This window comes from Neoakkermansia glycaniphila, from assembly GCF_001683795.1.
In the GTDB taxonomy this organism is placed as follows: Bacteria; Verrucomicrobiota; Verrucomicrobiia; order Verrucomicrobiales; family Akkermansiaceae; genus Akkermansia; species Akkermansia glycaniphila.
The window spans coordinates 283,938-297,479 of the sequence record NZ_LIGX01000002.1; the positions used below are offsets into that span (position 1 = coordinate 283,938).

The window sequence follows — 13,542 nt, forward strand, 5'->3', positions numbered from 1 at the left end:
GCGGCCACACAGAACACGCCTTCGGCAAAACAGCCGCTCCCCCGTTCAGGGAAGCGGCTGTCGAAAAGAGAGGAAGCGGATATCAGACCAGCTTCAAGCGTGCAAGATCCTGCGTATCGATCAGTCCGACGGGTTTGCCGTCACCATCGAGCACGACCAGATCGTCGATCCGGCGATTGCGAAGAGTCCTTACGGCAGCAGCTGCCAGCTCGCCTTCTTTCACAAACACCGGAGTCGGCGTCATTAGAGGAGCGACCGGCTTGCCGCCAACCAATTCATCCGCCTGATAGGCGCGCGCAAAATCTCCATGAGTGAAAATCCCGGCAAGCGTCCCATCCTCCTTGACGAGGATACATGCCCCTGCCTTGGCGCGGCTCATGGCCAGCAGGCATTCGGATACTGTCGCCGTCACCGGCAGACAGGCAATATCCTTGCGCATGATATCGCAGACCTTCGTCAGCAAAGCACGCCCCAAAGAACCGCCCGGGTGGCGTTTGGCAAAATCTTCCTTGGTGAAATGCCGCGCTTCCAACAAAGCCATCGCCAGCGCATCGCCCATGACCAGCATGGCCGTACTACTTGATGTCGGAGCCAGATTCAGCGGGCAGGCTTCGCGCTCCACCCCGGTATCAAGCACGATATCGGCATGATTCGCCAGCGAGGAAGAGACATTCCCCGTCATTGCGATAATCTGCATATTGAAACGCTTCAGGAAAGGAAGCAGAGTCAGCAATTCCGATGTTTCCCCGGAGAACGACATGGCAATACACGCATCCCCGTCGCAAACAATCCCCAAATCGCCGTGAAGGGCATTCTGGGAATCGAGCAGCACGGTGGGCGCACCCGTCGAATTCAGGGTTGCGACAATTTTCTGACCGATATTGCCGGACTTGCCGACACCTACGACAATAATTTTGTGGCCGGAATCGAGCGCTGCCGACATAGACTCGACCGCCTGGACGAAATTGTCATCCAAGCGGTCGGTTACGCCTTTCAACGCTTCGATTTCGTCAACAAATACCTGACGACCTCGAACTAGATGATTGGACATGAGAAGGGATAAACGATTAGAAACGGCTGCGGCCCGTCATGCGGCCCGAACCGCTGGGAGGAGTCGTCCTCGTCGATTCTTCCACCACGCGAATGGCGGGTTGCACTACCGGTGCCAGAGCAGGAGCAGCTGCAGGGCGGGGAGCCGGAGCGGGAGCAGGCACGGCGGCTTCCTGTCTGGGAGTCGCCACGACCACTTCACGAGGCTGCGGAGCAGGTGCGGGAGCAGCGGGTTCCACATAGTCCCAGGGAGGGGTAACTTCCACGGTCGTTTCTTCAAAGGCGACCACTTCCTCCTGAGGTTGCACGACGCGCACAGGTTCGCTGCGGGTCGTATAATAGCCGGGCACATACTTCTCACCGCGCACGGGAGGAATCACGACGGGTTCCTGTTCGCCACGGCTGGTCAGTACGATATTGCCCGTGTACATACGCTGCACGGTAGCATCCATCTTGTTGCCGGCAGCTTCTTCGGAGGGAGCGACAAAACAATCGGGAAGCTTCACTTCCTTGGGCAGATCGGCAGGCGCGGCTTCGGCATTGGCGGCGAGAGCTTCCGCCTTGGCCGTCAGCGTCGTAATGCGCGACTCCACATAATCGGACCTGAAATCGGGATGTTCATCCTTCAATTTCACCATGGCATCCTTGGCGGCATTGGTCGCTTGCGTCGCGGCATACAGGAAGCCTTTCTGTTCAAGCTTATTGGCCCGCTTCATCAGTTTCTCGGCCTTTTGAAGGCTGTCTTCTGGAGCTGCCAGCAGGCAACCGGCCATCATCGGAAGTAAGTAGAGTGCGCGTATAGTCATAAAACTGTATCGGGTTTACCCCTCTCGCGTAAGAATACCAAATACCATGCGGGGTGAAAAGCAAAAAATGATCATACTTCGGGAAAAATGGTGGCAGGTCTCCGCCTGCCTTGAACCCATCGTTTGCCGGGTACTCCGGCTGCCTCCCATCCGCTCCGGGCGGAGCATTCCCGGCCCTTTTGAAACCAGCAGCTTCCGGACCTTTCTTTCCCGCCTTTCGCGAACCGGCGCTTCCTTGCACGCAACCCGGTTTGAAACGGGTACGCGGCGCACTGCCGCAGGAGCCCCCGGCATCGGCCGTTTCCTGCTTGACAACAGGGTGTTTTCCGGTAGAATCCGCACATGTCCAAAAGGGGATATCTATTAGGCATCGCCATGAGCGTGGGAGTTCTTGCCGGTTACACCGTCTACCCGTCCGTCATCGGGGGCAGACCGGTTTCCACCAAACACACGCATTCGACGCAGAAGAAAAAAGCCGCATCCCCCATTGCGGAGCCGGATACCGCCGGGCTGAAGGACACACCTGCCCCCGTAGCCCCTCCGCAGCCCGCCCCCTCCATCGCACCTCCGGTGGTACAGCCAGCTCCGTCTCCCGCGCAGCCGGAGCCTGAACCCGCACCCACTCCGGATACGCCGCAAGAGCCGGAACCGGCCCCTGCCCCGGAACCCGCACCGGCCACGCCGGACGAACCTGCGCCCGTAGCCGAAGAACCCGAACCGGAACCGGCCGCCGATGAACCCTCGGCTCCCGACATTCCCGATCTCGCATCCGCCACGCGAACCCCTGCCCAGCTCAAACAGCTGCAGCAATATCTGAAACATCTGGCATCCATGAAGGAGGCCCCGTTCATCGGCAAGGAATTCACAGGTACGGCATGGAGCAAGGCGGACTCCATCCAGCGCAAACTCGCTTCCCGTATCGCAAAAAACCTCGAAGGCCGCACCGACAAGGATGTCATGGCATTCCTTTCCAAGCCCCAAAACAGGCTCGACCTTGCCCAATGGCAGTTGATCCAGCATGCAGGAGCCGACAAGATTTCAACCCTCGCCTCCACGCCGGACGGCCACAGCTTCCTGACCGCCTTCGCCAACAATCTCGAATGGCTTGAAGGATTCCTCTTCTCGGGGCCCGTCGGCAATGCCGACAAGGCGCTGGCCATCCTCGTCGACATCGTCAAGGACTCGCCGGACACCGTCTCCGATCCCATGCTCCGCAAAATAGCCGCCGCCACGGCAGCCGAATTCGCGCGATCGGGCTGGGAACACGACAAAGCCGTCGCCCGCAACAAATTCTACGCGACCAGCTGGAAGGAAGGCAAACTCAACCGCGAATTCGACAACCTCGACTACTGGGACATGCGCATCGTCTGCGGTTGCAAGGGGAACAACGGCTTCGGCAACGTCGAATCGCTCACCTGGCAGCGCGACAACGTCCGCCTTCCCGCCGAACAATACACAGGAGCCTGCTGGCAGGCTCCGTACCGCCTCAACAACATCAGCGGCGACAGCATCCACGGTTCCGACTACTACCGCCCCTATGACCGGTACTTCTCCGGCAACCAGGCGCAAATGACGAAAGACGTCGGCGGCGTCTGCGGCGGCCTGTCCCACTACGGAGCATTCGCAGCCTGCGCCAACGGCATCCCCGCCCTGCCCATGGGCGAACCGGGCCACTGCGCCTACACGGTGCGAGTCAACGGCAAATGGACGCCTGCCTATTCGCTCTCATGGCAGCGCGGCGCACACTGGTGCTTCTGGGACGAACACACATGGGCATTCCTCGAACTCACGCAGGCCCTGTACTCCGACCAGTTCCGCACCCGCATCTCCGACCAGGTATCCGCCATCGCGCGCTTCCTTGCCGCAACCAACAAGCAGAACACGGCCGTCGGCCTGTACGAACTGGCAACGGACATCCAGCCGCTCAACTTCCCCGTCTGGCGCGAATACTGCAACCTCGTCAAAACCAAGGCACCCAACGACGCCAGGAAATGGACGCAAATCAACGACGCCGTGTGCAAGGCCTTTGCTCCCGTCTTCCCGGACGTATGTGCCCAGACATTGATGAAACACGTCTATCCCCAGTTGTTCCAATGCGTCAAATCCCCTACGGATCGCCTGAAAATCTTCCATGCCAGCCTGAAGCAATTCGACAACATGGGTTCCTGCCGCTGGGACGTCGAAAACTTCCTGAACAAACAGATCGAACAGGTACGCGACAAAAACAAGCCCAATGAAAAACTCCTGATGGACTACCTCAAGGTCGTCATGGGCAACATGATGAACAAACCCGCTTTCGCTTCCATCGCCCTCGCGTGGGGACAGGGGCAGGTCGCTCAGGAAAAGCCGGCCTTCCAGCAGGCCTTCACCAAGATGACTCTGCAGGCCATGGGCGCTTCCCGTATGGACAAGGATGCCAAGGACAAACTGCTTGCGGCTGCCCTCATCGGCGCGGAAAACAGCAAAGACCTGACCACCTTCCAGACCGTCGGCAAAATGCTCAAGCACAAATACAAGGACTCCCTGCCGAAAATCGACCCGTTCCCCGGCAAACTCCTTTCCTCCGGCGGCCTCGTGCGCATGAGCTCCGTCTCCTCCCAATACGGCGACGCATCCATGCACTGGGGGCTCCTCGAACCCTGCGGCGGACACTTCCATACCAACAAGGATGAAGACGCCTGGGCGGAAGTCGAACTGCCGCGTGTCGGCCAGCTCTCCGGCGTCGTCGTCATCTGCACGGGCGACAACCTCTGGAGGCTCAACAACATGAAAGTGCAGGTCTCCGAAGACCGCACCAACTGGACGGATGTTCACCAGTTCGGCAATGCATCCCGCATCCTGCGCGCCGACCTCGCCGACTCCAAGCCGAGAGCCCGCTTCGTCCGCATCCTGCGCCCGGGCGGCCCTGAATTCTTCCACCTCAACGGCATCCAGGTCTACGGCAAACCCGCATCCTGAACCCAACCGGCACCACACAACATGAAGACACTGTACACACTGGCCCTTGCCGCGCTCCTCTCCTCCGCCCCTCTGATGGCGGTTCAGCAGGCCGCCACCTACGAAGACGCCGCCAAAAAAGCCAAGGACGACGGCATCCTGATCTACATGTACGGCGCAGGATGGGACAAAATCGGCGAAAAAATGCTGACAACCCTCTGGAAAAGCAGGGAAATCGACAAAATCGCGGGACAAGCCATCATGCTCACGCTTCCGGTTTACCAGAACCCCACCGAAGCGGAAAAGAAAACCACCGCCAAAATTCTGGGCAATTACAAATTGCCGAACGGCATCGCCTCCTATCCCTGCATCCTGATGCTGGACCGGAACGGGCGGCCATACGCCACCATTCAGGGCAACGCCCTCACCGAATCGCCCTCACAGGCAGTCCAAACCATCCGGAGCAACATGGACAAGCTGGAACAGCGCACCAAGCTCGTCCAGCAGGCGGAAAAAGCGCAAGGACTCGAAAAGGCGAAACTGCTCGGCAAAACCTGCGATTTGGGCATTGCAACGCCTGACAAACTGCTCGACATGATCAAGCAGGCCGATCCGGACGATAAAAGCGGATATGTCCGCCGCCTCCAGTTCAGCCCCTGGGCTCTTGGCGACCAGATCAAGGAACTCGATGCCGACGAAGCCGTCTCGCGCGTCCGCCGCATGGCTGACGATCCGGCCTACACGCCTCATCAGAAGCAGGAAATGTATGCCGTACTGACCGGAAAACTGCGCCGCAACTCTCCGGCATACGACATGAAAAAACTCCGCACCCTCTTCGAGGAAATGCGCGACTTCGACCCGGAATCCATGTACGGCGTCGCAGCAGCCAGCTCCATCGACGCATGGTGCACCACCTTCTCTCTGGCGCGTGGCTGGAGCCCCCGCATCTTCGATGACGGCGGCCCTGTAGAACTGGAAGGCTCGCATCCCGTCAAGGACAAGGGCACCTACATCATCACCTTCAACTACCAGAGAGGCATGCACGCTCTCGGCGTCAAATCCGTAGCCGTGTACGACGGGAACACCCTCGTCGCACAGGACAAGCACACCGCCAGCGCAGGACGCAATGCCAAAGACAACACCTACACGCTGAAAGTTCCCAAACCGCTGAAAAACCCGAGAATCGTCTGTGAATTCGAACAAAACGGCGGCAAGGACACCTACGGCTCCCTCTCCATCAAAAAACAATAATCTTCTCTTTCGCGCCCGGTTCATCCTGCGGACCGGGCGCCTCCTTGCTCCATGCATCCCCTCCAGCTCGACGTCCACACGCACACGATCGCCAGCGGCCACGCCTACGGCACCATCACGGAAATGGCTCGTGCCGCCGCCGACAAAGGCCTCTCCCTGCTCGGCATCACCGAACACGCCTCCGGCATCCCCGGCACCTGTGCCGACCTCTACTTCGCCAACCTCCCCGTCGTCCCTCGGCGCATGTTCGGCATTGACCTCCTGCTCGGAGCCGAAATCAACATTCTCGATTATGCCGGAACCCTGAGCATGGCACCGAAACTGATCGACACCCTCGATCTCCGCATTGCCGGCATCCATGAACAGTGCTACACCTTCGGCACCATCGAGGAGAATACCCATGCCGTCCTTCAGGCCATCCGCAACCCGGCCATCGACATCATCAGCCATCCGGACGACGGCAACTGCCCGCTGGATTATGACATCCTCGTCCTCGAAGCCAAACGGCACCACACCCTCCTCGAAATCAACAACAACGCCCTGCGTCATCCCGAAACGCGCAAAAACGTCGTCAAAAACGCCCTCTCCATCCTTGAAAAAAGTAAGCTGCACGGCGCACCCGTCCTCCTCAGCAGCGACGCCCATTACATGACGGACATCGCCAATATCGACCACATCACGCCCCTCCTGGCGCGCACCGATTTCCCTGACGAACTCGTCATCAACTACTCGGCCGAACGATTCTCGGCATGGCTGAAGGAAAACCGCGCACGCGGCAAGCGGGCGTAACTCACTCGCCCTGCTGCCCCTTCAGCATCTTCATCACGGCATCCGCCGCCTTTGCTGCTGCGCCGCCGTGCCCCAGCAGATCCGTTGCCGCACGCATGCTGCGCACCACATCCTCGCGCTGTTTCTCGTCCATCAGCCTCTCCAGCTCGGCGATGCAGTTCTCCACGGAAAAATCGTTCTGCACCAGCTCGCGCACCACTTCCTTGCCGGAAAGAATATTCACCATCCCGATATGGGGAATGCGCACCAGCAGCTTCGCCGCCAGATACGTACCCCACGCCACCTTGTACACCAATGCGTAGGGAAGCTCGTGCAGAGCCGCTTCAAGCGTCGCCGTACCGGAAGCCACCAGCGCGGCATTCGCCCGATCCATCAACCCGTGGTAATTCTCCGTCCGGATATGCAGCACATTGGCCGGAAGACCGAACTCGTGCGCCATCCGGCGCATCAGATCGGCCAGCTTCGTATTCGATGCAGCCGTCTCGAACACCCAGTCGGGATGCCTGTGGCGCAGCAAATCCACCACCTGAATGAAAACGGGAAAATGCCTCTCGATCTCGCGCACACGGCTCCCCGGAAACAGGCCGACCAGCTTCGGCTCCCGCACATCCGTCTGCCGCTCCGCCAGAATATCGTCCACCAGCGGATGGCCCACAAACTCCGTCCACAGCCCCGCCCCCTCGAACAAAGGCTTCTCAAAGGGGAAAATGCACATCATGATATCCAGAATCTTCGCCATCTTCGGAATGCGCCCCTTGTGCCAAGCCCACACCTGCGGGGAAATGAAATAACCGATCCGCACATCCACACCATCGCGGCGCAAACGCTCGGCCATACGCAGATTGAACCCCGGATAATCCACCAGAATCACACCATCCGGCTGCTCGCGCTTGATGCGGTCCAGCACATCGAGAAACTTCTGGCGAAACCATCCGTACTTCTTCAGCACTTCCACCACGCCGATCACCGCCGCTTCCTCCACCCAATCCTCGATTTCCGGCGAAACGGCCTGCATCAGCGGACCTCCCAACCCCATGATTTCCATGGACGGATCCTGCCTGAGCAACTCCTGCATCAGCAGCGCGCCGTGCTTGTCTCCGCTCGTCTCTCCGGCAATGATGAACAACTTCATGTCGTACGTCAATGTAGCTGAATGCATTGAATTTTACAAGAAAAGACTTCACAGCACAGCAAAACTGTGCATAATCCCCCGCATACGAACATGATGCACGAACTGATCAATATCTGGATGGGATGGGTGACCGACTGGGGATATGCCGGCGTCATCCTCCTCATGGCCATGGAAAGCTCCATCTTCCCCGTCCCCAGTGAACTGGTCATGCCCCCGGCCGCCATCATTGCCGCCGGACCCAATGCCCCCATGAGCTTCTGGGGCGTCGTCATCGCAGGCACCGTCGGCTCCTACGTCGGCTCCGCCATCACCTACCTCGTCGCCCGCTATGCAGGCATCCCCTTCATCAACCGCTGGGGCAAATACTTCTTCATGCCTCCGGCCAAAGTCGCCAAGGCCACCGTCTTCATGGAGCGGTACGCCGTCGGTGGCGTCTTCTTCGCCCGCCTGCTCCCGGTCATCCGGCACCTCATCTCCATCCCGGCGGGCATCGTCCGCATGAACTTCTGGATATTCAGCCTCGTCACCACGCTGGGCGCCTTCATCTGGTGCACCGTTCTCACCTGGTACGGCCACCGCATCGGCTCGGAGCATCCGGACATTCTCAAAGACCCGGACAAACTGAAAGAAGCCGTAAAAGCCGAATCGCTCGGCCTCGTCATCTGCGTCGTCGTCCTGGCCGCCCTGTACGTCCTGATGATCAAAATGACCTCCCGCAAAAAGAAGGAACAGGACATTCAACACTGATCGTTTTTCTTCGATAAACGCTTCCCTATTCGCAAACAAAACGCCTGTCTTGTACAAGACAGGCGTTTTTTCATTGGAGCCGGGGCACCCGTGAGTTTACTTCGGCAGCTTGATCAACTCTCCAGCCGACAGTTCCCTGCCCTTGAGGGACGGATTCAACTTCAGAATCTCTTCTGCCCGCGCCGGATCATCCAATTCCTTCCGGGCAATGGATTCGAGCGTATCGCCCTTCTTCACCTGATAATCCCGCAGGGAAGGAGCGGACGGATCCTGACCGTAAGCCACCTTACCTACATTCACCACCTGATCCTTCTCTTCAAGGCGGAAAAACAGCGTCTGCCGCTTTTCTTCCGGCCTTCCGTAGTCCGTATACACTTCCGCATATAGCGTCACCGGAGCCAGCATCTTCTGCGACCTGCTGCCGTAATAATGCGTCTCGATCTTGTAGTCCCCATCCTTCGCCTTGCGGATCAGGAACTCTTCGGGGCCGTAGCCCTGCGTCACGTCGCGGGAAAGCATGCCGCCCGTCTGCGTCCGGTTATGGCTGTAGAAACACTTCTCCTTGAACGGGTCGGTCACCCACAAATCCATATCCGAAGCGGCCGTATCCCAGTTGATGACAACGCGCAGATCCGTATCTACCGGCTTGATGAACGCGGGATCCAAACCATCCACATTCACCGGCTTGCCTTCGGCCTTCGCCTTGGCGATCAGGCGGTTCATCTCCATCAGGGCAATCTGCTCCACCCCGGCGAAACGCTCCTGCATCGGATTCGTCAGAATCTTCCGCAACATATCGACCGCGGCCTGATACTCGCCCTTCTCCGCCAGCACCAGCGCCAGATCGCGGTAGGACTGCGGTTCTTCACGGAACATCTCGGCCACTTTCCGGAACACGAACTCCGCCTGATCCAGATCGCCCAGATACCGGAGCTTGTAACCCAGCGTCCTCAGCAGGGAACGATTCTCCAACTCCATCTCCACAAGATTGGAGAGCACCTGCAAAGCCGTCGCCTTATCGCCCTTCGAGGCAAAGAAATCGGCACAATCCAGATAATACCCCGGAGCCGCCCCGTACTCCGCCTTGAGCTTCATATACGTATCGTAAGGCTTTTCCGATACCTTCAATGCCTCCATATACGGATCCTTCGAATCCCACGGCTTCACCTGAATCACGGGCTGCGGTGACTGTGTCTCACGGCCTCCTCCCGACCGTCCGCCTGCCGACCCCAGCATAGCACCGCCTGCCGGCCGCATACCGCCAGTCACAACAACCGCCGCATCGGCATCTTCAGCGGCAACCATTCCTGTGCCAAAACCGACACCAAAGGCCTCACCTACCCCGGCAGGAGGAGCCTCTGCCCCAACGGGAGCAGCAGCAGCAGCGGGCATCACGCTCACGGCCTCCGATCGACGCTCAGCCCTCAGGACACGAACATCCCCCGAATCAAAGGGGGATGCTTCGCCCGCTTCATCGTCCATCCCATCCACTGCACGCTGATTCAAAACCATCTTCGTATCGGCATTCTTGGCTGGTTTCCTCTTCGAAAAATCGGTTTCAAGCCACGCTACCTTCTCCTTCCAGCCGTCCAAAGATCGCCGCATCTGCCCCACCCTTTGCGATTCCTCACTCAGCTCCTTCGCCTTGGCATTCATCGCCACATGCTCGTCGTACAATTGCCTTTCCTTCGGTGCGGAGGCCGGAGGCCTCACCCCGTGGCGGATATACTGGTCGAGCGACTCCAGCACCAGCAAAGACGTACCGGGCGTCACGATACCGTATTCCTCGCCGAGAGCCTTCAGCCGCTCGGCCCGCACCGGGGTTTCCGGCTCGCGCATCATCTCGTTCAGCCTGTTCTGGGCATGGAAAGACCGCAACAGCGTTCCTTCCTGCGCGTTGCCCGTAGAAACAGGCATCGTGACAAACATACCATGCGTCTCATTATTCTTTCCTTCCGACAGGCTCACCAGTATCAAACCAATCTCATGATCACCTTCAGGAATGTTGCCAGTCACCAGCAGCGCATCTCCGGCCTTGACCGTTCTGCCGCTGCATACGGAATCCTCCCACGGCTCACCGTCCAACACCACACTTATCACTTTCAATACAGGCTCTTCCAGATTCTTCATCGCCTGCTCCGCCGTATGATTCGTCAGAGTCAGCACGCGGGCATTCATACGCTCCATGGCATGAAAATCCGAAGCGGACGTTACGGCAAGAGCCACCACAGGAGCCGCGCTGTCACTCATTTCCCCCTTGCTGAAATTGGCAATACCATCGCTCACGACAAAACACAGTCCCGCATCCGCCGTCGAAGGTACCGCAGCCTGTACATCCGCCGTTGCTCCGTCATAAGTAATCTCCTCCAACGCTTTCAAAAGAGCATCGGCATCCTTGAACACCTTGGGATCGCCGATCCTGTCGCGCACAATCGTCAGACGAACTTCCTCAATGGGCCGTTCTGCCGATGCAGCCTGGCCCGGCCTGTTCATGTACGTATCCAAATATTTTTTCAAAAAGGCAATCGCCTTCGCCGTATCCGCCTTCGCCATCGATCCTGAGGCATCCCATACGATCGACAGCCTGCCCGGTGCCTTATGGCTGCCAGCACCCGCAGCATCCACAGGTAGAACAACCGTGGCATAATACTTGCCGTCATGCTTCTCGACAAAAGATTCACTCTTGGGCTTACCCCCAAGCTGAATCGGCGTCATCGTAAAATTGCCGTTACCCGTCTCTACGGTGGGACCGAACTTGGGAAGTGGCGCAGGAATCGATATCTTCAAATCCTCCGTCAGCGCAATATCCTTCAACTCCTTCTCGGCCACAAACATTCCCTGCACCTTGTCAAACGAAAGATTCTCCACGGGAGACCGGTTGATCTGCGGCTTCTCGTCGTTGAGCACCTCGACGCGCAACTTGAAGGAATCCATCCTGTTGCCGAAATTCAGAGGCAGCTGGTACAGCACAGAACCGTCCTCATTCATCGGCACCATCGTCGTATAACGAAGACGAACCGTACGCGTACCGTTTGCCGGAATGGGATGCACGCGCGTCTTGAACTGGTTGCCTCCCGACCATTCCACCAGCCCCGGATCAATACCCCTGCGCTGCTCCTCTTCGAACACCACACGAGCCTTCTCCTTCGTCACAGGTACGCCGTCCACCATCGCACCGTTGACATCCAGTGCATACCCCTGCATCACAGCCCCCTGCGGCAAAGGGTAATACAGTTCTCCCTCCAGCACCCGGTTATTCGGATTATGGAACGTCATCGTCACGATCGTCTCGCAAAGCGGCCCCATCACGCGGGATTGCACTTCCGCCTTGCTGATGACCACAGACTGATCCTTCTCCCCCTTTTGAATAATCATCCGGGGAAAAACGGGCTGTGTCTGCACATCCGGCAGCACGCGGCTGGCGGTTACGGGATCGGCGGCCTGAGTCTGGGCCCACGCAGGAGCCGCCATCAAACCGAGCGCAATAAGTTGGGGTACTATTTTCATGATATGTATGGATCGCCTTCGGATCGATTCATTTGTAGCATAACCACAGGGAAATCGTCCAGCAAATTTTATGCAACAAAAGCATCACAAACGGATTCGGCAGAAAATTATTCCATCAGATAAAAGCAGAAACGAAACAGGAACACATACATACGCCACCCTCGGATTTCGAGCCGAGAACACTCATCTTTTTCCTCAATCCGCAACGGCCGGAAACACATTCGACAGGCCCAGCAACAGCAGCCCGCCCACCACGGCCACCCCCACCGTAAAAGCAAGACTACCCGTCAACGCGATCCCGCTCCCCCACCTGCCGAACGCATCCGGAGCATCCTCTCTTCCGAAACTCCTCCGCACCAGCGAAGAAGCGAAATTGCCGAAATACGCCAACAGAACGATAGCCAGCAGAACGGCAATCAGGAAAAACGGCTTGTGCAGAATCGGGAACCGCAAGCAGTACGCCAGAATGAACCCTGCATCCGCCGTCAGAATCATCGCTCCCATAAATCCCTCCCATGTCGTCGCAGGATGCTGCACCGGAGCCATGCGTGCCGACTCGAACAAACGCCCGCCGAACAACACACCGCAACCGTGCGCAAACAGATCCGCCAGCTTCGTCACCACCATCAGCCAGACCAGAATCGAAAAAGCCTCCCTCGGCAGCGTACCGCCCGCCGCATCCATCCCCACCAGGCAAAACAGTGCGAACGCCAGCATCCAGCAGGGAAACACAAACGAAAGCACCGTCAGGCCGATATTGCGCACCGCGCGCTCGAACCCGTCCGCGCGGAATGCCTCCCACGTCAACGCAAGCACCATCAGCATCACCAGATAAAAACAGGCAAACACCCCGGCAGCCGCCACCGCATACAAATCCCCCAAATGGGCCGACCAACCGTTGGAAAGCACCAGCACCCTGTCGCGGGCCTCCACGGCAATCGCTGCCAGAAGCCAGGGATAGGCCAGCCCGGCGCACAAGGCCAGCTTCCCCTGCGTATAGCCATCCTTCTCCCGCAGCAGGCGGTGCCAGTCGAGCGTACCCATATTGCACAGCCCGCACACGAGCCCCGCATAGCCCCAGGCTGCATCCACCCACCAGACCACGGCCAGCAGGGCAAACAGCAAAAAAGTACCGGGAAAACTGGATAACACGAGTTTGGAAGAAGCAGTCATGGGAGTCGAGGGAAATCAACTCCCTTTCTATCACGAATCCATCATCGGGAACAAGCACGACTTGTGTAACAGAAGTGTAACAACATCCTACCCGGCCGCCGAATTCCCAGCCAAACAGCCGAACACGCCTCTTTCTATCCATTCGGGAGA

At 58.3% G+C, this 13,542-nt stretch carries 9 protein-coding genes; 4 read left to right on the top strand and 5 right to left on the bottom strand.

The window, feature by feature from the left end; genetic code table 11:
- Positions 1-82: 82 nt before the first annotated feature.
- Together AC781_RS02000 and AC781_RS02005 are read right to left on the bottom strand one after the other, a co-directional pair.
- Positions 83-1,051 (bottom strand): KpsF/GutQ family sugar-phosphate isomerase, encoded by a 969-nt coding sequence (locus AC781_RS02000; RefSeq protein ID WP_067772625.1) that lies wholly within the window; start codon positions 1,049-1,051, stop codon positions 83-85.
- 16 nt (positions 1,052-1,067) lie between these two features.
- Positions 1,068-1,856: a hypothetical protein gene (locus tag AC781_RS02005; protein ID WP_141675687.1), complete on the bottom strand. Its 789-nt coding sequence runs from the start codon at positions 1,854-1,856 to the stop codon at positions 1,068-1,070.
- A 342-nt stretch (positions 1,857-2,198) separates the two neighbouring features.
- Here AC781_RS02005 and AC781_RS02015 point away from each other — a divergent pair, with 342 nt between their 5' ends.
- Genes AC781_RS02015 through AC781_RS02025 form a run of 3 tightly spaced genes read left to right on the top strand, consistent with a single transcriptional unit; the run spans position 2,199 to position 6,833 of the window.
- The gene (locus AC781_RS02015) at positions 2,199-4,814 is read left to right on the top strand and encodes a galactose-binding domain-containing protein (RefSeq protein WP_141675688.1); all 2,616 of its coding nucleotides are present in this window, start codon (positions 2,199-2,201) and stop codon (positions 4,812-4,814) included.
- Positions 4,815-4,835: 21 nt separating this feature from the next.
- Positions 4,836-6,044 (top strand): hypothetical protein, encoded by a 1,209-nt coding sequence (locus tag AC781_RS02020; RefSeq protein ID WP_067772634.1) that lies wholly within the window; start codon positions 4,836-4,838, stop codon positions 6,042-6,044.
- Positions 6,045-6,095: 51 nt separating this feature from the next.
- Entirely contained in the window at positions 6,096-6,833 is a 738-nt protein-coding gene (locus AC781_RS02025; RefSeq protein WP_067772638.1) for a phosphatase, read from the top strand.
- A gap of 1 nt (position 6,834) precedes the next feature.
- On the opposite strand, the gene lpxB is transcribed toward AC781_RS02025, so the two are convergent.
- A complete protein-coding gene (gene lpxB, locus AC781_RS02030) occupies positions 6,835-7,965 on the bottom strand; it encodes a lipid-A-disaccharide synthase (protein WP_067772641.1) in 1,131 nt (376 codons plus the stop codon).
- A 90-nt stretch (positions 7,966-8,055) separates the two neighbouring features.
- Between lpxB and AC781_RS02035 the strand changes: the two genes are divergently transcribed.
- A complete protein-coding gene (locus tag AC781_RS02035; RefSeq protein WP_245741050.1) occupies positions 8,056-8,712 on the top strand; it encodes a DedA family protein in 657 nt (218 codons plus the stop codon).
- Positions 8,713-8,808: 96 nt separating this feature from the next.
- On the opposite strand, the gene AC781_RS02040 is transcribed toward AC781_RS02035, so the two are convergent.
- Both AC781_RS02040 and AC781_RS02045 read right to left on the bottom strand, forming a co-directional pair.
- A complete protein-coding gene (locus AC781_RS02040) occupies positions 8,809-12,219 on the bottom strand; it encodes a VIT domain-containing protein (RefSeq protein ID WP_067772643.1) in 3,411 nt (1,136 codons plus the stop codon).
- A gap of 195 nt (positions 12,220-12,414) precedes the next feature.
- The gene (locus tag AC781_RS02045; RefSeq protein ID WP_067772645.1) at positions 12,415-13,392 is read right to left on the bottom strand and encodes a phosphatidate cytidylyltransferase; all 978 of its coding nucleotides are present in this window, start codon (positions 13,390-13,392) and stop codon (positions 12,415-12,417) included.
- Positions 13,393-13,542 lie beyond the last annotated feature (150 nt).